This window comes from Parvibaculum sedimenti (genome assembly GCF_009184905.1).
In the GTDB taxonomy this organism is placed as follows: Bacteria; Pseudomonadota; Alphaproteobacteria; order Parvibaculales; family Parvibaculaceae; genus Parvibaculum; species Parvibaculum sedimenti.
The window spans coordinates 43,088-63,785 of record NZ_WESC01000019.1 but is presented as its reverse complement, the minus strand read 5'-3'; the positions used below and the strand labels follow the sequence as shown (position 1 = coordinate 63,785).

23 protein-coding genes are annotated in these 20,698 nt (G+C 60.5%); 19 read left to right on the top strand and 4 right to left on the bottom strand.

Annotation, left to right across the window (positions count from 1 at the left end):
• Window positions 1-47: 47 nt before the first annotated feature.
• The 10 genes from F2P47_RS16535 to F2P47_RS16490 all read left to right on the top strand — a co-directional run bounded on the left by F2P47_RS16535 (window position 48) and on the right by F2P47_RS16490 (window position 8,962).
• Window positions 48-575: a type II and III secretion system protein family protein gene (locus tag F2P47_RS16535; RefSeq protein WP_152217492.1), complete on the top strand. Its 528-nt coding sequence runs from the start codon at window positions 48-50 to the stop codon at window positions 573-575.
• 5 nt (window positions 576-580) lie between these two features.
• On the top strand, window positions 581-1,783 hold the full coding sequence (locus F2P47_RS16530) for a CpaE/TadZ family protein (protein WP_152217491.1): 1,203 nt from the start codon (window positions 581-583) through the stop codon (window positions 1,781-1,783).
• The gene (locus F2P47_RS16525) at window positions 1,780-3,021 is read left to right on the top strand and encodes a TadA family conjugal transfer-associated ATPase (protein ID WP_152217490.1); all 1,242 of its coding nucleotides are present in this window, start codon (window positions 1,780-1,782) and stop codon (window positions 3,019-3,021) included. The genes F2P47_RS16530 and F2P47_RS16525 overlap by 4 nt, the downstream gene beginning before the upstream one ends.
• A complete protein-coding gene (locus F2P47_RS16520) occupies window positions 3,002-3,964 on the top strand; it encodes a type II secretion system F family protein (protein ID WP_152217489.1) in 963 nt (320 codons plus the stop codon). The genes F2P47_RS16525 and F2P47_RS16520 overlap by 20 nt, the downstream gene beginning before the upstream one ends.
• Before the next feature lie 12 nt (window positions 3,965-3,976).
• On the top strand, window positions 3,977-4,918 hold the full coding sequence (locus tag F2P47_RS16515) for a type II secretion system F family protein (RefSeq protein ID WP_185681170.1): 942 nt from the start codon (window positions 3,977-3,979) through the stop codon (window positions 4,916-4,918).
• Window positions 4,915-5,622, top strand: coding sequence for a tetratricopeptide repeat protein (locus F2P47_RS16510; RefSeq protein ID WP_152217487.1), 708 nt, complete (start codon window positions 4,915-4,917; stop codon window positions 5,620-5,622). The genes F2P47_RS16515 and F2P47_RS16510 overlap by 4 nt, the downstream gene beginning before the upstream one ends.
• Window positions 5,623-5,639: 17 nt before the next feature.
• Window positions 5,640-5,888: a hypothetical protein gene (locus F2P47_RS16505; protein ID WP_152217486.1), complete on the top strand. Its 249-nt coding sequence runs from the start codon at window positions 5,640-5,642 to the stop codon at window positions 5,886-5,888.
• Window positions 5,889-6,082: 194 nt separating this feature from the next.
• Window positions 6,083-6,277, top strand: a complete 195-nt coding sequence (locus F2P47_RS16500) for a Flp family type IVb pilin (protein WP_152217485.1) — start codon at window positions 6,083-6,085, stop codon at window positions 6,275-6,277.
• 103 nt (window positions 6,278-6,380) lie between these two features.
• A complete protein-coding gene (locus tag F2P47_RS16495; RefSeq protein WP_185681169.1) occupies window positions 6,381-6,794 on the top strand; it encodes a TadE/TadG family type IV pilus assembly protein in 414 nt (137 codons plus the stop codon).
• 26 nt (window positions 6,795-6,820) lie between these two features.
• Window positions 6,821-8,962: a sensor histidine kinase gene (locus F2P47_RS16490; protein ID WP_152217483.1), complete on the top strand. Its 2,142-nt coding sequence runs from the start codon at window positions 6,821-6,823 to the stop codon at window positions 8,960-8,962.
• On the opposite strand, the gene F2P47_RS16485 is transcribed toward F2P47_RS16490, so the two are convergent.
• The gene (locus F2P47_RS16485; protein ID WP_152217482.1) at window positions 8,963-9,736 is read right to left on the bottom strand and encodes a response regulator transcription factor; all 774 of its coding nucleotides are present in this window, start codon (window positions 9,734-9,736) and stop codon (window positions 8,963-8,965) included.
• Window positions 9,737-10,075: 339 nt separating this feature from the next.
• On the opposite strand from F2P47_RS16485, the gene F2P47_RS17760 reads away from it, so the two are divergent.
• Entirely contained in the window at window positions 10,076-10,249 is a 174-nt protein-coding gene (locus F2P47_RS17760; RefSeq protein ID WP_185681168.1) for a hypothetical protein, read from the top strand.
• A 38-nt stretch (window positions 10,250-10,287) separates the two neighbouring features.
• Here the strand turns inward: F2P47_RS17760 and F2P47_RS16480 are convergent, their stop codons facing one another.
• Window positions 10,288-10,734: a Rap1a/Tai family immunity protein gene (locus F2P47_RS16480; protein ID WP_152217481.1), complete on the bottom strand. Its 447-nt coding sequence runs from the start codon at window positions 10,732-10,734 to the stop codon at window positions 10,288-10,290.
• A 212-nt stretch (window positions 10,735-10,946) separates the two neighbouring features.
• Window positions 10,947-12,356 (bottom strand): cytochrome P450, encoded by a 1,410-nt coding sequence (locus F2P47_RS16475; protein WP_185681167.1) that lies wholly within the window; start codon window positions 12,354-12,356, stop codon window positions 10,947-10,949.
• A gap of 268 nt (window positions 12,357-12,624) precedes the next feature.
• Here F2P47_RS16475 and F2P47_RS16470 point away from each other — a divergent pair, with 268 nt between their 5' ends.
• The 4 genes from F2P47_RS16470 (at window position 12,625) to F2P47_RS16455 (ending at window position 15,901) form a co-directional block, all read left to right on the top strand.
• The gene (locus tag F2P47_RS16470; RefSeq protein WP_152217479.1) at window positions 12,625-13,440 is read left to right on the top strand and encodes a hypothetical protein; all 816 of its coding nucleotides are present in this window, start codon (window positions 12,625-12,627) and stop codon (window positions 13,438-13,440) included.
• 155 nt (window positions 13,441-13,595) lie between these two features.
• Window positions 13,596-14,327, top strand: a complete 732-nt coding sequence (locus tag F2P47_RS16465; RefSeq protein ID WP_152217478.1) for an SDR family oxidoreductase — start codon at window positions 13,596-13,598, stop codon at window positions 14,325-14,327.
• Entirely contained in the window at window positions 14,327-14,935 is a 609-nt protein-coding gene (locus F2P47_RS16460; protein ID WP_152217477.1) for a 2-hydroxychromene-2-carboxylate isomerase, read from the top strand. Before F2P47_RS16465 ends, F2P47_RS16460 begins: the two co-directional genes overlap by 1 nt.
• A 57-nt stretch (window positions 14,936-14,992) precedes the next feature.
• Entirely contained in the window at window positions 14,993-15,901 is a 909-nt protein-coding gene (locus F2P47_RS16455; RefSeq protein WP_152217476.1) for an alpha/beta hydrolase, read from the top strand.
• A 48-nt stretch (window positions 15,902-15,949) separates the two neighbouring features.
• On the opposite strand, the gene F2P47_RS16450 is transcribed toward F2P47_RS16455, so the two are convergent.
• Window positions 15,950-16,753 carry a TetR/AcrR family transcriptional regulator gene (locus F2P47_RS16450; RefSeq protein ID WP_204886739.1) on the bottom strand — a complete coding sequence of 268 codons (804 nt, stop codon included), beginning with the start codon at window positions 16,751-16,753 and terminating at the stop codon, window positions 15,950-15,952.
• Between the two features lie 53 nt (window positions 16,754-16,806).
• Here F2P47_RS16450 and F2P47_RS16445 point away from each other — a divergent pair, with 53 nt between their 5' ends.
• From F2P47_RS16445 to F2P47_RS16430, 4 genes are read left to right on the top strand one after another with little or no spacing between them, the layout of a single operon-like run.
• Window positions 16,807-17,541, top strand: coding sequence for an SDR family NAD(P)-dependent oxidoreductase (locus F2P47_RS16445; RefSeq protein ID WP_152217475.1), 735 nt, complete (start codon window positions 16,807-16,809; stop codon window positions 17,539-17,541).
• 24 nt (window positions 17,542-17,565) lie between these two features.
• Entirely contained in the window at window positions 17,566-18,789 is a 1,224-nt protein-coding gene (locus F2P47_RS16440) for an acyl-CoA dehydrogenase family protein (RefSeq protein WP_152217474.1), read from the top strand.
• 7 nt (window positions 18,790-18,796) lie between these two features.
• Window positions 18,797-19,567 (top strand): SDR family NAD(P)-dependent oxidoreductase, encoded by a 771-nt coding sequence (locus F2P47_RS16435; RefSeq protein ID WP_152217473.1) that lies wholly within the window; start codon window positions 18,797-18,799, stop codon window positions 19,565-19,567.
• Between the two features lie 59 nt (window positions 19,568-19,626).
• Complete coding sequence (locus F2P47_RS16430) at window positions 19,627-20,676, top strand: phosphotransferase family protein (protein WP_204886737.1); 1,050 nt, start codon at window positions 19,627-19,629, stop codon at window positions 20,674-20,676.
• Window positions 20,677-20,698 lie beyond the last annotated feature (22 nt).

Genomic DNA, 20,698 nt, shown 5'->3' with positions numbered 1-20,698 from the left:
CGCTGCAACGCCTCATTCGATCGATGACTGGCGTCTAACTACATCTAGTGGGTGTATGCGTCAACCGGATAGGCACGGGTGCAATCACCATCGAATACAAGAAATTCGGTGTTCAGCTCAATGTGCAGGCGACCGTGCTCGATCACGACCGCATTGTGATGAAGGTCAATCCGGAAGTGAGCGAACTCGATTTCGCCAATGCGATCACGATCCAGGGTTCGACCATTCCCGCGCTGTTGACGCGTTCGACCAATACGACTGTCGAGCTGGGCGATGGCCAGAGCTTTGTGCTTGCGGGATTGATGTATAGCAGTTCCGCCAACGTCGAGGACAAGGTGCCGGGAATTGGCGATCTGCCGATTGTCGGAAATTTCTTCAAGACGTCGAAGAACCAGCAGCAGCGACAGGAACTCATTGTCATCGCGACTCCGCGGCTTGTTTCGCCAATGGCGGCGGGAACTACGCCGAATCTGCCGGGCGAGGGCATGCCAAAATACGATCCGAGCACGGGCAAGATGTTGCTCAACACCGGTCAGCTCGAAGATCACATCGTTAAATATGGGCTCATGAGGTAAGCGGGATGCACCGTATTTTGCTCATATCGACGGATGCTCCTCTGGGGGAGCAGGTGAAGCGCGCGCTCGACGCCGCTGCGACAGTGGTTCGCGTTGATCCGATATCCGACAATGTCGTCGATCTGGCGCGGCAGTTCACGCCGGATGCGGTGATCGTCGATAGCAATCTGCGCAGCGGCGCTCAAACCCTTTATGAACGCCTTGTCGATATTCGCCAGTGGTTTGAGGACGAGACGCCGATTGTCGTGGTCGGCAACGAAATGGGTGCACAACTCATTTTGACGGCGATGCGAGCGGGAGCGAAGGACTTTATCGATCGCGACGCAAGCGACCGCGAGTTCAAGAATGTGATGCTGCGGCATCTGGCAAATCGCGCGGCTTCCGGTGCTGACAACCACAGCCAGATGGTCGTCGTCCTGAGCCCCATGCCTTCAGACGAGAATGGCGACCTCAGCGTCAATTTAGGTTGCATGATCGCCGCCGCACGACCGCGCGATGGGGTCATTCTCGTCGACCTCTCGCTTCCGGCGAGCGATGTCGGCATCGCAGTCGGCGTTGACCTCAATTTTCGTGTCAACGATGCTGTCCGGGAAATCGCGAGGCTTGACCGGGCATTGCTCGACGGGGCGCTCGCGCGTTGCCCGCGCTCTGGCCTCTATCTGTTGCCCTTGGCGCTTTACGGCGAAGGAGAGGGCTGGTCGGTCGATATGCAGGATTTGCGCGCATTGCTTGAAATGCTGCAATCGCTCTACAACGTCGTGATTGTCTATGGGGGGCCATTCTCTCGCAACGAAGATTTGATCGTCCTGCCCAATGCCAGGGCAGCTTTCTTTCTTGCCTGCAACCAGCGCTTCACCTCCATCAAAGCGGCGGGCGATCTTCTGCGAGCCGTGCGCGGGCTGCGTCCGGCCGGTGGAGAGCCGATCATCGCCATTCATGAATTCGCGCCGTCGTTGACGCCATCCGTTGACGAGATTCGCGCAGCGTTTGGCGCGCAGAGCGTCTTGCGGCTACCGGTGCGTTGGGCGGAACTGGCAGACAGTGTCAATCGTGGGGTGCCTATGACCCTCGACGGCCCTTCGGATTATGTCGACAACCTCGCGCAGTGCTGCGCCGGCCTCGGTCTGTTGCCCGAAGGCACGTCCATGCGAGAGAGTGTTCAGACGGTACGAGGCTGGGCCCGAAAACTGATGGGAATCCTGCCGTGAACAAGCTGCTGGAACCTTATGTCCGTGCCTCTACCTCTGCTCCAAGCGACATCGGCGTTTCCGACCGGTATCAACAGATCAAGTTTCGGGTTTTCGATCTCACGCTCGAGTATCTGGAACAGCAGGGGGTGCAGGGCGAAACGTTGCCTCGTGCGGTACTGCAGGATGAGATTGCCCGGGCCATATCCGTCGTTCTTATGTCGCGGGGTCTTGCGCTCAACCTGAAGGAGCGGGCGCAGCTGATTGAGGATGTGCAGAACGAGATCGTGGGCTTCGGGCCGCTCGAGCCGCTGCTCAATGATCCCGAGATTGATGACATCGTCGTCAACGGTCCAAACACGATTTATGTCGAGCGACACGGCGAGCTGGAGCCGGTGTCGACGCGCTTCCGCGATACGACGCATTTGATGAACGTCATCCAACGCATTGTGAGCCCGATCGGGCGCCGTGTGGATGAGGGAACCCCTTATGTCGACGGGCGCTTGCCCGACGGCTCGCGTGTCAACGTCATCATTCCGCCGGTTGCGTTGGATGGCCCGATCGTCTCCATCCGCAAATTCAAGCGAATTCCACTGACCGGTGAGGATCTTGTTCGCTCCAAGGCGCTGACCGAGGAGACGCTGAAGCTTCTCGTCGGCGCGGTGCGCGGCAAGCGTAATATTCTCATTTGCGGTGGAACGGGCTCGGGAAAAACGACGCTTCTCAATGTGTTGAGCTCCTATATCGGCGCCAAAGAGCGTCTGGTCACCATCGAAGATGCTGCGGAGCTTCAGCTTCAGCAATCGCATGTCGCGCGCCTCGAAACGCGGCCCGCCTCGGTCGATGGAGCCTGCGAGGTAAGCGCACGTGATCTGCTTCGCAACGCCCTGCGCATGCGCCCTGATCGCATCATCCTTGGCGAGGTGCGATCCAGCGAAGCGATCGAGATGTTGCAGGCGATGGGCACCGGCCACGACGGTTCGATGGCGACCATTCATGCCAATGGTCCGCGCGACGCACTCGAACGTCTGGAGATGCTGATCGGCCTTCACGGTTTCTCGTCGGATCTCCAATCCGTTCGCCGTTTCATCGCAGGTGCGGTGAACATCGTCGTTCAGGTACAGCGCCAGTCCGGCGGCGTTCGCCGGATCGCATCAATATGTGAGGTGACCGGGATGGAGGGTGCCACCTATTCGATGCGCGAAGTTTTTTCTCACGCGGACCAGGCAGAAGGAGGGAATGGCCGGCGCATCGTTTGATGGCCGACTGACTGTCATGCTGCAAATCCTCACTGTCATCGTTGCCCTGTTCTGCTTCATCGCTGGCGCCGCTGCTGTTGCGGTCGCGATGCGTGAGAGGCGGGTTGCTGCGGCCCGCGAAAAGCTACTGACACTGGTGCAGCCCGAGCGGTCGCGAGATCAGGCGGCAACGACGATCCACAGTCTGCCGGATATGGACAAGATTCTGCCGCTGTGGCTTCGGCGTCGCGTCTTTCAGGCGGGGATCGAGATCGACAAGCGTCGGTTCACGCTTGTCAGCTTCGGCGTACTTGGGCTTTTCAGCATCCTTCTGATGATATTCGGCTTGGTCGTGACCTGCATTGCAGGCGTGACCGTGGCGGGCATTATCATTGCGGTAATTGATTTCATAGCCACGCGCAGAATGAACGCCCTTTCCGGGACAATGTCGGGCTTTCTCGACCGTGTACGCCAGTTGCTCGTGGTTGGAAACAGCCTGTCGGTCGCACTTTCTCGTGCCACGCAGTCCTCGCCGCCTATCCTGGTCGAATTTTTGATGCCGTCGATCCGGCGCATCGCCAATGGCGCGGGCGTATCTGAAAGCATCAACCAGTTGGCCGAAGATCTAGATCAGAATGATTTGTGGCTCTTTGGCGCCGCCATCGACGCCAATATGCGCTTTGGCGGTTCGCTGACGGCGGTGCTTGCAAATCTTATCGAGACCATGCGTCGCCGCGCTGCCGTCGATCGGGAGATCCGCGCCAACACATCGCAAACCCGGGCAAGCGCCTGGATACTTGGTCTGCTTCCGCTCGTCGTTGTTTCCATCGTGATGGTAACGAACCCGAGCTATGTGCGCTATTTCATCGACGAGCCGATGGGGCACAAGTTCCTCATTTATGTTTTCATTTCCGAGGCGATCGGCGCGTTTCTCATGCGTTCGATCGTCCGCGTGAACTATTAAATGGGGACGCCGATGACATCCTTCGATGCCGTGATCTGGATAGTCGCCATTCTATCGTTGACAGCGGGCGCGCTCGCGCTGGTTTTGTCGGCATCGATCTACGTTCGCCATAGAGATGCGGGCACACGTCTGTCGGCGCTTGTCGGAGGCGGCAAGATGCCTGGCGACATTCTTGAAACAATGGCAGGTTGGGCTGAGCGTCTCGGACGACGGCTCGTGAGCGAAAATGCGCCCGCGAAGGAAATCCGCGACCTGTTAACGAAGGCAGGCTTCTTCCGCCCCGCAGCGTTATACATTTTCGTCGTCGTTCGGATCGCCTTTGCCATCGCGACGGGTTTCGTCTTCCTGGCATGGTTCGGCCTAACGAACATCAATCTCGGTATCGGCGTCATCCTTTCAGTATTGAGCTATCGCTATGCGCTGATCGCGGTGAAGTATCTCGGCGAGCGGCGTGCCCGGCGAATCCAGCGCGAACTTCCCTCGGTGCTGGACATCATTCTCATGGTGCTCGATAGCGGCGTCAGTATCGATCAGTGTCTGCACTATGTCGCGGGTGTGATCAAGGGCTCTGCGCCAACCACGGCGGTCGTCTTCATCAGGCATGTCGCAGACCTCGATTCGGGAGTGCCGTATGACGTTGCGCTCGACAAACTTGGCCAACGCCTCGCCGTAGATGAGGGCATCGACTTCGCCAACCTGCTGAAGCAAGCGATTTTTCATGGTGGTGAGCTCAGCGTGAGCATCAGGCGCTTCGCTGGCGACCTTGCAGATGGGAGGCTGGCTCTGGCGCGGGACACAGCCGGTCGGCGCTCGACCTATCTCACCATCGTCCTGGTGCTGTTCTTCGTGCCAGTCCTTCTGGTCATTCTCATGGGGCCGGCAGCTGTCCGGATCGGCGAGACTCTCGTCGCAGCAGGCCATCGTGTTCATTCATCGGAGATACGCGCCAAATGAGAAAATCGTTTCTCTTGCCGCTCTTCTGCATGGTCGGGCTCGTGCTTGGCGCATGCGATAAGCAGAACATGGACATGCTTGCGAGCCTCACGCCGCAGAGCGAGGACAACACGTCATCTCAATCATCGACCGATACGCTCTATCTGACTCTCGTCGAAGGATTGATCGACCAGGGGCGTTATCGGGCAGCACTCGGCTATCTCGATCAATATGCGGTGGGTCAGCCAAAGACGCCACATTTCACGTTTCTGCGCGGCGAGGCGCTTCTGGGTGTCGATCGGTACGACGACGCCATTCAGAGCTTTGCCGAGCTAAAAGGCACAGAGTTTGAGGCAGCAGGCTATAACGGTCTGGGGCGGGTCGAGGCGACGCGCGAGCATTGGGCCGAGGCGGAACAGAATTTTCTTTTGGCGGTCAGCGACCGTCCGTCGAATGCCGACTATTTGAACAATCTCGGCTTTGCGCAACTCCATCTGGGTGATGGGTCTTTGTCAAAGGCGGAGTTCAATCTGCGGCAGGCCCAGGAGATCGATCCCGTGTCGACATCGATCCGGAACAATCTCGTCCTTGTGCTGATGACGGAGGGAAAGGAAGACGAGGCGCGTCGCGTTCTCGACAATATTGCAGTTCCGAGCGAGCGCGCCGCAGTGCAAAAATTCGCCGCCGACTGGGTGCAGTCGCGCCAGAAGCGGTCGGTGGAATAGAGCCGGAGGATATTGCTGTGAATAAATGGTTGCGAATCTCGGTGGTGGCCGTTGGCGCCGTTTCGCTCGCATCGTGCGCTAATGAAAAAGTAGCGGGGCCGACGCAGGAACAGAGTGTCATGGCGGCCCAATATGCGGTGCGCCCGTCTGACGGACGCGCGCCGATGCAGGGTGCCGAGGCGGACAAGGTCTATGAGAATTATATCGACAGCATCGGAAAGCCATTGAGGAGCAGCAACAACGAACCTTCGGTTCGGGGTCAGTGAATGTCAGCTCTTCTGAGCAGTGCCCCATACGGCACGAAATGCGAGTGGGGTAGACTTCCGGCTGACTCACACAACTCCATGAACAACGACACCAGTTTACGGAGATCAAGCATACAAAGGTGTTGAGGGGCGAACCTGAACAAAGGGATTAGCCTCACGGAAATCGCCATCGGTTAACCAAGGAGGGTAATGAGATGTTTCTTAAAAATGTGAAGTCCGAATTCAAGCGTTTCATGGCGGATGAGAGCGGAATTTCGGCTGTGGAATATGGTCTGCTCGCAGCCGGTATCGCACTGGTGGTCTATGCCGCAGCGGCGGGAGTGGGTACCGGCGTCTCGACTATTTTTGGCAATGTAAGCACTTGTCTCTCGAACTCCACCACTTGCTAAAGTCGGGAGGAGGGGAGGCATGTTGAAGGGCTCGTATCGCGTAGGTGCCTCCCGGGTAGCCGGGAGGCGCGGCCCTCTCCATCGTGGCATTGTGCGAGGCCTGGTGGGTGACGAGAGCGGCGCCGTCGCGATCGAGTTTGCGGCGGTATCCACCCTGTTTCTGATGATCCTCTTTGGCATCATTGCTTTTGGTTTCCAGTTTGCGACGCGCATCGCGCTCGACTACGCGGTCTCGGAAGGCGGCCGCGCAGCTGTGGCGGGATTGACCAACACGGAGCGGGAAACTCTTGCCAAGGAAGCGATCAACAGGGTGCTGGATGCCTATTCAGGGCTTGTCGATGTTGATCGAACGACCGGCATCACGGTTGCGCCGAACGGGACGACAGCAAATGGCGACCAGAAGCTGCTGATCAGCATAAAGCCGACCGCCCGCTTCACCTATCTACCCTTCGTTCCCGATATGTCGAACCTGCCCGCAGTCTCGACGACTTTTATCGTCGCCGATCCATCCAGTTAGTTCGGCGCGATGTTGTGAGGGCCGAAATGCTGATTTCCGCACCACGCGTGCCACCCGACTCTGTGGATCAAGGGAATGATCCATTAGACCGTGCGTTGATCGAAACGGCGGTAGATGTGGCGCGCGCCGGTGAGCCTGACGAGATACGTCAGGCCCTTTCGCGGTGTATTACGCTTCTTCGGAAAGCGGAGCCGTCGCGCCACTATGCGCTTTGCGAGGTCAGTGCCGGGCCGGACGGCCGACCGGTCGTAGTCTGGAGAGTCGGGGACGGCGATTTCGATATTATCGAGGGCGAAGCATTCTCCGCATGGTTCTCCCGTGCGCGCCGGAGCTCCGGCGAATTTGAGTCCGTAGTCGGCAAAAGGGCAGCGGGCATCGCCGTCGCGATTGAAGAGACCTCCGGATGGGAGGGATTCGCCTGCCTTATTGTTTCTGACGGGGCGGATATCGAACGCGTACAGGAACGCCTCAAGGCGATCGCCCGGCTTGTTGCAGCCGCGCTTCTGCGCGTCCATCGACGGCAGGTCGAGAGTTTTTTGCAGCGTCGCCAACAGGAGGCTCACGACGATGCGCAAGTCTGGCTGGAAATGGGAATCGACATCGCGTGGGACGCGAATGCGGATGGCGTCCTGCATTGCCGTCGCGTGCTCAACCGGCGGGACGACCTCGCCCGTTCGCTCGAGGGCATTAACCTTGCCGGGATGACGGTGGGCAACGGTGGCGCCAACATGCTCGATCTGTTGCGCGCGGAGGGACGTGTTCGCCATCAGCGCGTTGCGCATCGCAATCTCGACGCTCATAAGGGGCAGACCTTTTACGTCTCCGGGCTATACACAGATGAATCGGCAGGCGTCGCGAGGCCGGTCTTCGCTGGCACTCTGACGGCGGCGCATGGCGCCGGGTTCGGGTCATTCGATGCTGAGGCGTCCTCCGTTCTGGCGCAGGCGAGTACAGCACGGCGACGCGAGGAAGAGCTGCGTATAGAGGCCGAGGCCATGCTTGAGGGGCTTCGTCTTCTGCTCGCGAGTTCGACGTCGCGCGACAAGCTTTTACACCTCACGAATCTTCTTTCACGAGGACTGGGCGCGAGTGCGGGCTTCGTCGTTGAAGCGGGCTTCGACGGACGGCCACGCCTGCTGAGTCCGGAGACTCGTGTGCTCGATGGTGGCCACATCATCCAAACGTTGGCTCATGGGCTAGCCGAGCGATCGCTCAAGGTCTACGCCGCCGGCGACATGTCGGCTGATGGCCTGCGTCAGGCGTTCGACCTGGACGGGGCACATGTGGCGACACTCGCTTTGCCGCTCAAGGCGCACATGACCTATTTCCTTTGTGGAACGCGGGCGGCGGAGGGCTTTTCGAGCGCGAGCCTCGCTTTTGCCGATCGATTCGGGCTCTTGCTGCGCCAGGCGCTTTTGCTGCGCGAAGAGCAGGCGCAGCTCACGCAGACTGCCAAGATGGCCGCACTCGGTCAGATGTCCGCGAGCATCGCGCACGAGTTGAAGCAACCGCTCAATACGATTTCTCTGGCAGCGCAGAATCTCGAGGCCATCATTGCCTCGCCGAAGTTCGAGGCAAGAACGGCCGAAGCCAAGATCGCGCGAATGCTGGCACAGGTGGATCGGGCGTCCAACGTGATAGACCGCATGCGGCGCTTTGGACGCAAGAGCATCGGCGATAACGAACGGGTCGATCTGGTGGAACTGGTTGAGGGTGTTGTCTCGATGATGAGGCCCATGCTCGATCGGGCCGGCACTGACGTGGAAATAAATGTATCCGAAGGCCTCGCCGCTCTTGTGGACGGACTGCAGGTCGAACAGGTCCTCGCGAACCTGCTTCAGAACGCGGCAGATGCAATTTCCGGTGTCGGCACATCGGCGGCTGGCCGGCGCGATGGGCGTATTCGCATCATTGGCTTCTATGCGCCGGATGCGACGCGCCAGGCAGTGCTGAGGGTAGAAGATAACGGGCCGGGCTTTCCCGACGGGATTCTGGAGCGGGCGCTTGAGCCCTTTTTCACGACCAAGCCGGCGGAGCAGGGCACGGGCCTCGGGCTTGCCATTTGTGACGCGATCTTGCGTGAAAGCGGCGGCTTCATTGAACTCGGAAACCATACCGGCGGGGGCTTCGTCACGCTGCACATGCCGAGCGTGACGAAGATCACCTGATTACTGTTCGCTCGGAAAGCCTGTGAACAGATAGCCCTTGCCACGGATCGTTTTGATGACCATCGGATGGTCGGGATTGGGCTCAAGCTTGCGGCGCAGTTTGACCACAATGCTGTCGAGACTGCGATCGTAGGGTTGCCATTGCCGGTTGAAAACGCGACGGCAGAGATCTTCGCGCGTTTGCGGGCGGCCTTCATGCGCGACGAGTTCGATCAGGAGATCGCATTCCGCCGTTGTCAGAGGCACCAGTTCGCCTTCCGGCGAGAGAAGATTGCGGCGCACGGGATCGAAGCGCCAGGATGTGGCGTTGTCGCCGTTTTCGGGCTTCGGCGATGCGGCAGGTTGGGGCTCCGAACCGGAGCGACCCGAGCGGCGGAGGAGCGCGCGGATGCGGGCGAGAAGCTCGCGCAAGTTGACGGGCTTCACTACATAATCATCGGCGCCAAGCTCGAGGCCGACAACCTTGTCGGTCGCCTCGCCATGTGCCGTTACCATGATGCAGGGCGTCGAATGCGTCTGGCGGATGTCGCGCAGGAAATCGAATCCATTTTCCTTGCCGAGCCAGAGGTCGAGAATGACGAGGTTGAAGTGCCGGGAACCGAACAACGCCTTGGCCGAGCGCGTGTCCGGCGCCTCGGAAATCTCGAACCCGTGCGCCTCGAGATATTCTCTGACCTCAGAGCGAATTTCAGCGTCGTCATCCACCAGCAGAAGCGAAACGGCGCTATCTCCCGTCGTTTCGTCCGTCTGGTCCGCTTCCATTGCCGGAGCCATGGTGTTTCCCTTCCTTCCAGCTTGCCGGTCTATCCGACTATCGAAACCCGATCTTGCACCACGCGCGTAAACAAAGCTTTCCCGCAAAGCTCACAGGGCCGGACGACTACATAAAATCGATATCGCCTGTCAGTTTATTATTACGGGAATTACGGGCGGCGACCAGACGCGATCGTTGATATCAGGTTGCTTCCATCCAAGGCGTTGCATGTATGAGACGCCTCCCGTGTTGTACGAATTGCCACAGATTTCAACAGTCTCGCCGCGCGAATTACAGCATCTTGAAGCGAGGGGAGCGTGTTTCTGGCTTACCAAATTGCTATCGAGGAGATACCGATCATGGATGACAAGCGCATTATGAGTGACGAGCGGATCACACCGCTTGACGATGTGCTGAGCGACCTGGGCGGCGCGGTCAGGAGTTTGAGCGATAACGAACTTCGCGATCTCCTGATTGCGCTTCTATCTGAATGGCGGGAGCGGCATGAGGCTCTTCCGAGCCTTGCCAACTGACCTTCGCAAGACCTGCGGCGGCATCTTTGGTCTGCTTTTCATTGTGCGGCCGGCTTCGGTGTGCCGCCTTGCGCCGACGTACTGGCAGCGCCGGAGCAGCCATAGGCCCAGGCGATGCTCGTTGCCAGATCGACGCTGGCCGGAAGGTCACGGATCTGCGGCTTCCGCTGGAGCAGCGTGACGAGGAGGACACGAATCTGTTCGCCGCTTACGCCAGTCTGCGGCAAGCAGAAGGGGGCGTTGGCAAGCTCTCCGCGTACGAGCGCGTAATGAGAAAGGTATCCCTGAATATAGGAGCCACACACAAGCAGTCTCTCTCGCTCGGTCGGCTGGATATTACGCGCATCGACGGGGTTCGCGCAGACCTGTTCAAGATCTGCACCCGTTTGCAGGAAATAGTGCTGGGCAGGAGTGCTGGCGCGAGCCTGACTGACCAGAAGCGCCGCTATAACGCCCGTAACGAAAATGTGGTGAACTCGCTTCATTGTCCTCTCCCTCGATCTCTGAGCGGCGCATGCGATGCGCCCGGTTCGTATGCAGATCATTGGGGGGAACTCTATCAACTTGGCTCAAACAGACGGATGTTAAAGCGTGCTGTTTTGTAACCAAATGTGGCCGCGCGCATGTCGCCGTTTGGAACGGCGGCGTGCGTGCGGCACATTATTTGAAGATTTTGGCCGGAAGAGTCTGGTCGGGATCAGGTCGCTGGTCGTCTTTTGCTTGCCATGGCTCGCAGCCGACGGTTTGGCCGCAATACGATGCGTGCCAGCGGTCGCACATTATGCGCATTGAGAACACGTATATTGGCGTGCTGCGCATATGTACCGAGAATGAGAACCGCTTCAAGCAGCGCGAAACTCGCGCCGATGCAGACGCGGGGGCCGCCGCCGAAGGGGAGATAGGCGTAGCGTGGCTGCGCGGTAGATTCCTGCGTGAGAAAACGTTCGGGAACGAAGCGATCTGGTTCCTGCCAATAGCGCCGGTGACGGTGCATGAGCCACGGTGAGATAAGGACGGTGCGTCCGGCCTTGAGCGGGAGCCCTGTCGGCGTGATGTCGTCGGCGAGCGTGGTACGCATGATATTCGCGACGATCGGATAGAGCCTCAACGTCTCGTCGAGAACAGCGCGTGTATAGGGGAGTGCGGGGACATCCTCTGCCGTCAGCGGGCGATTGGGCGCCACCGCGTCCACTTCCGCTTGCATGCGCTCGAAGGCTTCCGGATGCAACGTCAGAAGGTACCATGCCCATGAGAGTGTGGTGGCCGTCGTTTCGTGGCCTGCCAGAAGGAAAGTCGCTACCTCGTCGCGCACCTGGGCGAGCGACATTTCGTGGCCGGTGTCGGCGCGGCTCGCATCCATCATCCGCGTCAGCAGCGAATTGCCGCTTTCCCTCTCATGTGCGCGCTTGATGATCCTGCGCGCGAAGACGTCCAACTGCCTGCGCCCGGCCAGTACGAGCCTTTCGAGAAAGGCATCTCTTATGCGTGGAGGCAGAAGTGCGGCAGCCAGGAACATGGCCGGGAATTTTTCCAACGTCCCGGTGACCGTTCCAGCGATGCCCTCAATGTCATCTGAGAGGTCCGCGCTGAGGATCGCCTCGCCGATCACCTCCAATGTTACCTGCGTCATTTCGCGGTCGATCGAGAATATCTCGCCCCTTTGCAGTACGCGCTCAACGGACCGTTGTGCGGCAGCGACGAAGATTGGCGCAAAGTCGCGCACGCTCGAATGCTGAAAGATCGGCGCGGCCAGTTTTCGAGCCTGCCGCCAGCCTGGTCCGGATGCGGTCAGTAGTCCGTCGCCGAGAAGCGGTCGCAGGATTGCGAGTTGGTTCGTATCCTTGGGAAAGTTATCGGAGTGTGAGACGAGGATGTGACGGATCGTGTCCGGATGGTTCACCACCGTGCCGCGCCCGGCAGCTGCGATGCCGATGCGGAATTCGTGGAAATCCCCGTCGTACCAGTCATGCGGATAGGAGGCGATGAGGTTCGACAGGAGGTGCGGTCGAATGAGCGTGGCAGTCAGCCCCGGTGCCCTTCGCGGCGGTCGCGGTCTGGCCGGCTTGAGCTTCTGAGAGCTGATGTCGGGAGCATCTTGAAGGGCCATATCATTTCCTACGCTTGAAGGATCGGGGCACGAATTTCCTGCGAAGTGGCGCAGCGTTTTCTCCATATGGACAGGCATGGCCCGTTCAAGGAGTGCAGATCCGGCCAAGTGGGGGATCATTTGCGGCCAATGCGCCGGATTGCTCCGGCCGCCAACAAAACGATACCCAAACGTACACGGCTCTACACCGTCGGCGGCCGGTGGGCGCGTAGCGTTGACGTCAGATCACCTGGAATCGCGGGCTCACCCAGATCGGGAGGAAATGACAATGAAGCGCTTATGGAATGTGTTGCTCGGGGCGAGCGCAATGGCTCTCGTCGCCGCTTGTGCAAGCGATGGCAATTCGAGCCTCGGCGGAGGTGGCGGCGGCAGTAATGGCGGCGGCGGAGGCGGCGCGGCCGCTGTTCCGCAGCTTGGTGTCACCGGAACGGGCGGTGCGACCGAGGCTCTTGGCGTTTCCGCACTGACGGACCCCATCCTCGGCACGACCGGCGTCGTCGGAGGTGGATCGGGCGGCCAGCTCGGCGGCGCTATTCCGGCAGGTGTGCTCGATCCGCTGTCGAGTGCACTTGCGCCGGTGACGGGGCAGCTCGCCGATGCCATTCCGCTCGGCACGATTACGAGCCAGCTTCCCGCGCTCGGCGTCGACGGTAGCGGTGGACTTGTCCAGGATCTCGCCGGACAGGATGTACTCACGGGCGTTGTCGGCTCGGACGGCGTCGTAGGGTCGCTGCTGGGCGGCGGTAACAGCGGCGCGCTGGGCGGTGTGGTGCCTGCGGGAACGCTTCCCTCTCTTCCGACCGGTAGCGACCCGACGCAGGCCGTGACGGGCCTGGTATCGACGCTGACGGGCGCCCTTGGCAGCGCCGGTTCCGGTGGCCTGCCGACCACAGGCACTCCGCTCGATTCGGTGACCGGAGCTGTTTCCGGAGTTCTCGGCAGTGTGACAAATCCGGCCACCCTGACCAGTGCAACGAACGCGGCTTCGAGTCTCGGTGGAATGGTTTCGAGCGGCGGGTTGCCTTCCGCTAACGGAGTGGTGGGTAGCGTACTCGGAACGGCCACCGGGCTCGCGAAGCCATAAAACGCACGGCGGAACTGAAAAAGAGCGGGCCTTATCGGTCCGCCCTTTTTGGTGTGAGCCGGAGGTGAGCCGATGCGCGATGAGCAGGGGCCAGGCTTGACAAGGTTCCGTTTTAGAACTTACCTGTTGTCCGCACCGGCAACAGGGGAGCGGGCATGGCTGCGAAGCGGAATGCGACGGCGGCGATCATCGGCGCGGGCGATTACATCGGCGGAGCGATCGCGAAGAAGTTCGCTGCCGAGGGCTACACCGTGTTTGCCGGGCGGCGAACGGCGGACAAGCTTCTGTCTTTGAAGAATGAGATCGAAGGCGCGGGCGGCGCATGCGTCGCGCGAGGTCTCGACGCTCGCAAGGAAGATGAGGTGACCGCCTTCATGGCGGAAGCCGATGCTCATGCGCCGCTCGAGGTCGTCATCTTCAATGTCGGCGCCAATGTGAATTTTCCGCTTCTCGACACGACCGAGCGCGTCTTCCGAAAAGTATGGGAGATGGCCTGCTATTCGGGCTTTCTCGCGGGGCGCGAGGCTGCGCGGCACATGCTCGCGCGGGGGCAGGGCTCGATCTTCTTCACCGGCGCGACGGCTTCGTTGCGCGGCGGCCCCGGCTATGCGGCATTCGCTTCGGCAAAGTTCGGCTTGCGCGCGGTAGCGCAGAGCATGGCGCGGGAGCTCGGACCGCAAAACATTCATGTTGCCCACCTCGTCATCGATGCCGGCGTTGACACGGCCTTCGTGCGCGAACGCATCAAGGCGGCGGGCGGCGAGGCGGATCCCGGTCAGCTCATGAGCCCCATGTCGATCGCGGAAACCTATTGGCAATTGCACAACCAGACGCGCGACGCCTGGACGCACGAGCTGGATATTCGTCCTTATCGGGAGCGTTGGTAATGGTAGCGGTGGAACATCACTTCGATTTCGGCAGCCCGAATTCCTATCTCGCCTGGAAGATCATCCCCGATATCGAGAAACGCACCGGTGCGACCTTCGTTAACGTGCCGATCCTGCTTGGCGGCGTGTTCAAGCTCACGGGCAACCAGCCACCTATGGTTGCTTTCGGCAACATCAAGAACAAGCCGCAATACGAGAACCTGGAGATGCAGCGCTTCATCGCGCGGCACAAGCTCAGAAAGTTCAAATTCAATTCACATTTCCCCGTGAACACGGTGCAGATCATGCGCGGCGCCGTGGCAGCCGATATGGACGGTGTGCTGGCGAAATACATGGACATCGTCTTCCGCGCCATGTGGGAGGATTCGAAGAAAATGGATGACGCCGATGTCATCCGCGAAGTACTCGATGCCGGTGGGCTCGACGGTGCGCGCATCCTTGCGCGCATTCAGGACCAGGATGTGAAGGACACGTTGCTCTCCAATACGAGCGCTTCTGTCGAGCGTGGAACCTTTGGCGCGCCGACCTTCTATGTCGCCGATGAGATTTTCTTCGGCAAGGATCGCCTTCGGGACGTCGAGGAGGAGATTGTCCGCGCGACGGCCTAGCCTTTCATTCTCTCCTTTGTCCGGTATAGGCTTGGCCAAAGATCAAGGGAGGGAAGAATGAAAAATCAGGAAATCATTGCCATTCGAGAGTTTCTCGGCTCCATGCCGGAACCGGCGGACAGGGCTGAGCTGCGCCAGACCTACGACAATCTCGGCGCGATCTTTCCCACGGCGGCCGATGTGGCGCTCGAAAGTGTGAGCGCCAATGGCGTTCCCGCCGAGTGGGCCACGACGCCCGGCGCAGCGCCGGATCGCGTTGTCATGTATGTGCATGGCGGCGGCTATGTGATCGGCTCGGTGAAGAGCCATCGTCACCTCGTCACCGAACTGGGCCGTGCTGCGGGCACGCGGACGCTCTCCGTCGATTATCGCCTTGCGCCGGAGCATCCGTTTCCCGCTGCCGTGGACGATGCTCTCGCCGCTTATCGCTATCTCCTCGCGCAGGGCTTCGTGCCCGGCAATATAGCCATCGCTGGAGACAGCGCGGGCGGCGGTCTCACGGTGGCGACGCTGCTTGCGATCCGCGATGCCGGGCTCGAACAGCCGGCCTGCGCCTTTTGTATCTCGCCCTGGATTGATCTTGAGGCGACCGGCAATTCGATAACGGAACTTGCCGACATCGACCCGATGGTGAGCCGGGAAGGGCTCGCCGGCATGGCGGCGGCCTATCTTGGTGCCGCGTCCGCGAAGACGCCGCTCGCTTCACCGCTGCATGCGGAGTATCGCGACCTCGCGCCCTTGCTCATCCATGTCGGTGCTGCGGAGACACTGCTCGACGATTCCATCCGCCTCGCCGGAAAAGCGGGCGCGGCCGATGTCGATGTGACGCTTAAGGTGTGGCCGGAGATGATCCATGTCTGGCACTTCTTCCACCCGATGCTTGAAACGGGCCGCCACGCGATTGCGCAGGGCGGTGAGTTCATCGGCAAGGCGATGGATGATGCGACGAAGCTGAAGGTCGCTTAAAGACAGATGCCTGTCACCCCGTGAAAGACATGGGTGACGGGCAACCGCTCAGTCGAGGATCAGCCCGACCGAGCCGACAATGGCGCGGGGACGCCGTGCTTTTGCGGTGGCGTTCCCGTCTGCGTCTGCGAACAACCCCTTTTGCAGCGGGGCCCCCAACATTACCGTTATTGTTTGTATGAAATGCGGCAGCGTGTTCTTGGAGCTCCATGTCGGGTGAGGACGTGAGCGGTCGGTCAGCGCTGCTTCGCGCAGGCTAAGCACGCTGCCGAGATAGGCGCCCATGAAAACGAAGCGCTGGTTCTTCGCGGCCGCGGGCATTTCAGGCATCAGGCGGCGCAAATGTTCGAGAGCTCGCAGATAGCCGGAGTTCCAGCGCTTCTCGAGAGCGTCCATGAACAGTTCGCGGTGGCTCATCCCGAGAAGGCCGATGAAGCGCGTGTAGGTGTCCTCCTCGTCGTTGCTCGTGCCTGCAAGCCCGATCGAGGGGTAGACGAGCGCCTCGACCACGTCTTGCACCGATTTTGGTCCGCCTTTCGCCTCCAGCGCGTCGAGGAGGGCATTGCGGCGCTCGTCGATAAGCTTTGCGCCATCAGCGACGAGTTCACGCACCAGCGCTTCCTTGGTACCGAAATAATAGGTCAATGAGCCGTGGTTCTTCTGCGCCGCCGCCTCGACGATTTCGCGAACGCTGACGCCGTCGATTCCCCGCAACGCGAAAAGGCGACGCGCTGCGAGCTTGATCTGCTCGCGCGCGCTCGCCCTCGCGTTCACCTGGGTTTTGGACGGCTTTGATGTGGTCGGGTACTTCGGCATCTTGACAGAATGGACGAGGTCGTCATGATGGGTCAAATAAATTATCCAAACGACCTAAATCAAAAAGTGTCGTGGCAGGGGAGGATTTCGTGGCGGAACTCGATTTTTCGGGCAAGACCGTGCTCGTCGTCGGCGGATCGAGCGGCATCGGCAATGGCATCGCGCAGGCATTTCGCGCCAAGGGCGCGACGGTGCATGTCTGGGGTACACGGGCCAAGGCGTCGGATTATTCCGCTGCGGAAGGCTCTGATCTCACCGGGCTGCACTACGACTTCATGGATGTTTCCGATTTTGACGCGATCGAGACCTACCAGACGCCCTTCGCTTCGCTCGATGTGCTGGTTCTGAGCCAGGGCACGGTCATCTACCAGCGCGGCGAGTTCAAGATGGACGGCTTCCAGAAGGTAATGGACGTCAACGTCAACAGCCTGATGGCCTGCGCGATCAAATTCCATGACATGCTGTCGGCGTCCAAAGGCTCGCTCATCACCGTGAGTTCGACGGCGGCCTTCCATTCGACCAAGGGCAATCCGGCTTACAACGCCTCGAAGACCGGCGCCGTCGGCCTGACGCGCACGCTCGCCGAAGCGTGGGCGAAGGACGGCATTCGCGTGAACGGTATCGCGCCGGGCCTTGTCGATACGAAGCTGACCAAAGTCACGACCGACAATCCCGACCGTCTCGCCGCTTCCATTCAGGGCATTCCGATGCGCCGCCTCGGCACGCCGGTAGACATGGCGGGCGTCGCGCTTTTCCTTGCATCGCCGCTCGCGGCTTATGTCCTCGGCCAGACCATCCCGGTCGATGGCGGTCTCATTCTCTAATTCGGCAGTGATCGGAGCGATCCCATGATTTTCGAACATACCGACAAGGTCAAGACGCTGATCGCGAAGCTTGAGAGCTTCATGGATGAGCATATCTATCCGAATGAGCAGGCCTATTTCGATTGGGTGTCGAACCATGCCAATCTCTGGAAATATTGGCCTGGCCTCGACGCGCTGAAGGAAAGGGCTAAGGAGGAGGGGCTCTGGAATCTCTTCCTGCCGCATGAATATGGCGAGTGGAGCCCCGGCCTCACCAATCTCGAATATGCGCCGCTGGCGGAGATCATGGGCCGGGTACCTTGGTCTTCCGAGGTCTTCAACTGCGCGGCGCCCGATACCGGCAATATGGAAGTGCTGGCGAAATATGGTTCGCCCGCGCAGCAGAAGCAGTGGCTGCGGCCGTTGCTCGATGGCGAAATCCGCTCCGCCTATGTGATGACCGAACCGCAGGTGGCCTCGTCGGACGCAACCAACATCGAGACGGAAATCCGCGCCGATGGCGACGACTACGTCATCAATGGCCGCAAGTGGTGGATTTCCGGCATCATGGATCCGCGCTGCAAGGTTCTGCTCATCATGGGCAAGACCAATCCGGATGCTGCTCGCCACGTTCAGCAATCGACCATCATCGTGCCGCGCGACACCGCCGGCATCCACATCGTCCGTAACCAGTCGGTCTTCAACAGCCACAACTCACCGGGCGGCGAGGCGGAACTCCGCCTCGAAAACGTGCGTGTGCCGAAATCCAATCTCATCCTCGGTGAGGGCCGCGGCTTCGAGATCGCGCAAGGCCGGCTTGGGCCGGGCCGCATTCATCACTGCATGCGCTCCATCGGTCAGGCGCAGCGCGCGCTCGAGATCATGGCGCGCCGGGTCGAAAACCGCGTCGCCTTCGGTAAGAAGCTCGCCGATCAGAGCAGCATCCGCCAGGATGTCGCGCGCTCCTATTGCGAGATCGAACAGGCGCGCCTTCTGACGCTGAAGGCTGCCGATGCGATGGATCGCTATGGCAACAAGGTCGCGCGCGATCTGATCGCTGCCATCAAGGTCATCGCGCCCCAGATGGCTCAGACCGTTTGCGACCGAGCCATCCAGGCGCATGGCGGCATGGGCGTCAGTGCCGATACGCCGATTGCCTCCTTCTTCACGCTGAACCGGTTCCTGCGCATCGCCGACGGCCCGGACGAGGTGCACATGTCGCAGCTCGGTAAGCTCAAGATCGCGGAATACAACGCAAAGAAGAAGTGAGGACGCCATGACGGAACATAACCGCTCGGTCAGAGGCCTGACGGTGCTGGTGACGGGTGCCGCGAGCGGTATGGGCCGCGCGACGGCGGAGGTCTTTGCCGCCGAAGGCGCCAATGTCGCGGTGACGGACTACACGCTGGAAGGCGCGGAAGCCGTAGCAGAGGGTATTCGCGCATCGGGCGGGAATGCCAAGGCGTGGAGGCTCAACGTTGCGGACAAGGCGGAGATCGATGCGGTCGTGGCCGCAATCGCGCAGCATTTCGGCGGGCTCGACTGCGTCGTCAACAATGCAGGCATTTCGGGCTTCTCACCCATCGATGCGCCGGGCTATGACGAGATTTGGGACCGGCTCGTCACCGTTCTGCTTACCGCGCAGCAGCGCGTCATCCGCGCCGCGCTGCCGCATCTGCGCAAGTCGAAGAGTCCGCGCATCGTCAACATTGCCTCAACCGAAGCGCTCGGCGCGACGGCGATGGACAGCGCCTATGCGGCGGCGAAGGCAGGCGTCACCGGATTGACGCGCGCGCTCGCGGTCGAGCTTGGGCGGGAAGGCATCACGGTCAATTGCATTTGTCCGGGGCCGATCCTCACTGGGATGACGCAGGCGATCCCCGACGAGCAGAAACAGATTTATGCGAAGCGCCGCACTGCGCTTGGCCGCTATGGCCGACCGGAGGAGGTCGCGCATATCACGCTGAGCCTTTGTCTGCCGGCAGCGTCCTACATCACGGGCGTCACCATTCCCGTCGATGGCGGTTTGATGGCACGCAACGCCTGAAACACAAGAAGGGAGCAGGGCCCTCCGCTATAATGATCCTGGTCCCCTGAGGCATGGAAATGGCACCCGAAAGCTGGACTGAACTCGTCGATCTCGAAAAGCTCCGCGACTGGATGGACATGCAGGGGCTCGAGAGTGGTCCGCTGGAAGATGTGACGTCGCTTGCGGGCGGTACGCAGAACATCCTGCTGCGCTTCAAGCGTGGTGGGCGGGCCTTTGTGCTGCGCCGTCCGCCGCATCGTCCACACATGAATGGTAGTGAGACGATGCGGCGCGAGGCGCGGGTGCTCGGCGCTCTCAAGGGAAGCGACGTGCCGCATCCCGGGCTGATTGCCGCCTGCCCGACCGATGACGTGCTCGGCGCGGCTTTCTATCTGATGGAGCCGGTGGAAGGCTTTAACGCGACGGTCGGGCTGCCGCCGCTTCATGCGGGTGATCCGAAAATCCGCTACGGAATGGGGCTGGCCATAGCCGACGGCGCGGCAGCGTTGGGGCGGGTCGATTATGTCGCCGCCGGCCTCAGCGATCTGGGCAAGGTCGAGAATTATCTCGAACGGCAGGTGAAGCGCTGGCGCTCACAACTTGAGTCCTATGCCGAATATGAGGGCTGGGCCGGCCCCGGCGACATTCCCGGCGTCGACAAGGTTGCCGACTGGCTCGAGGCGAACCGGCCTGGTTCCTTCAAGCCCGGCATCATTCATGGGGACTATCATCTCGCCAATGTGATGTACCGCTTCGATGGGCCGGAACTGGCCGCCATCGTCGATTGGGAGCTCACGACTATCGGCGATCCGCTGCTCGATCTCGGTTGGCTCATGGCGACCTGGCCGGATGGCGAGGGGCGGGGCAGCACGGGCTCGGTCGGTGTTCAGCCATGGGATGGCTTTCCGACGGCGCAGGAACTTGTTGCGCGTTATGCCGAGGGGTCTGCCCGCGATCTCTCAGCCATCGAGTGGTATGCAGTACTTGCCTGCTACAAGCTCGGCATCATCCTCGAAGGTACGAATGCGCGGGCGGCAGCCGGAAAGGCGCCGAAGGAGACCGGTGATATGCTCCACGCCTCGACGATCGGTCTTTTCCGCCGGGCGCTTGGCTGGATCGGCGGATAGACCTCTCCGCCCGGGTGACCGA

What these genes read in the sequence shown, in the direction of transcription:
- F2P47_RS16455 (WP_152217476.1), top strand. Translation starts at nt 14,993, where the DNA reads ATGAAAAATCAGGAAATCATTGCCATTCGAGAGTTTCTCGGCTCCATG.
- F2P47_RS16465 (WP_152217478.1), top strand. Translation starts at nt 13,596, where the DNA reads ATGGCTGCGAAGCGGAATGCGACGGCGGCGATCATCGGCGCGGGCGAT.
- F2P47_RS16490 (WP_152217483.1), top strand. Translation starts at nt 6,821, where the DNA reads ATGCTGATTTCCGCACCACGCGTGCCACCCGACTCTGTGGATCAAGGG.
- F2P47_RS17760 (WP_185681168.1), top strand. Translation starts at nt 10,076, where the DNA reads ATGGATGACAAGCGCATTATGAGTGACGAGCGGATCACACCGCTTGAC.
- F2P47_RS16430 (WP_204886737.1), top strand. Translation starts at nt 19,627, where the DNA reads ATGGCACCCGAAAGCTGGACTGAACTCGTCGATCTCGAAAAGCTCCGC.
- F2P47_RS16530 (WP_152217491.1), top strand. Translation starts at nt 581, where the DNA reads ATGCACCGTATTTTGCTCATATCGACGGATGCTCCTCTGGGGGAGCAG.
- F2P47_RS16500 (WP_152217485.1), top strand. Translation starts at nt 6,083, where the DNA reads ATGTTTCTTAAAAATGTGAAGTCCGAATTCAAGCGTTTCATGGCGGAT.
- F2P47_RS16515 (WP_185681170.1), top strand. Translation starts at nt 3,977, where the DNA reads ATGACATCCTTCGATGCCGTGATCTGGATAGTCGCCATTCTATCGTTG.
- F2P47_RS16485 (WP_152217482.1), bottom strand. Translation starts at nt 9,736, where the DNA reads ATGGCTCCGGCAATGGAAGCGGACCAGACGGACGAAACGACGGGAGAT.
- F2P47_RS16460 (WP_152217477.1), top strand. Translation starts at nt 14,327, where the DNA reads ATGGTAGCGGTGGAACATCACTTCGATTTCGGCAGCCCGAATTCCTAT.
- F2P47_RS16440 (WP_152217474.1), top strand. Translation starts at nt 17,566, where the DNA reads ATGATTTTCGAACATACCGACAAGGTCAAGACGCTGATCGCGAAGCTT.
- F2P47_RS16475 (WP_185681167.1), bottom strand. Translation starts at nt 12,356, where the DNA reads ATGGCCCTTCAAGATGCTCCCGACATCAGCTCTCAGAAGCTCAAGCCG.
- F2P47_RS16480 (WP_152217481.1), bottom strand. Translation starts at nt 10,734, where the DNA reads ATGAAGCGAGTTCACCACATTTTCGTTACGGGCGTTATAGCGGCGCTT.
- F2P47_RS16435 (WP_152217473.1), top strand. Translation starts at nt 18,797, where the DNA reads ATGACGGAACATAACCGCTCGGTCAGAGGCCTGACGGTGCTGGTGACG.
- F2P47_RS16470 (WP_152217479.1), top strand. Translation starts at nt 12,625, where the DNA reads ATGAAGCGCTTATGGAATGTGTTGCTCGGGGCGAGCGCAATGGCTCTC.
- F2P47_RS16520 (WP_152217489.1), top strand. Translation starts at nt 3,002, where the DNA reads ATGGCCGGCGCATCGTTTGATGGCCGACTGACTGTCATGCTGCAAATC.
- F2P47_RS16510 (WP_152217487.1), top strand. Translation starts at nt 4,915, where the DNA reads ATGAGAAAATCGTTTCTCTTGCCGCTCTTCTGCATGGTCGGGCTCGTG.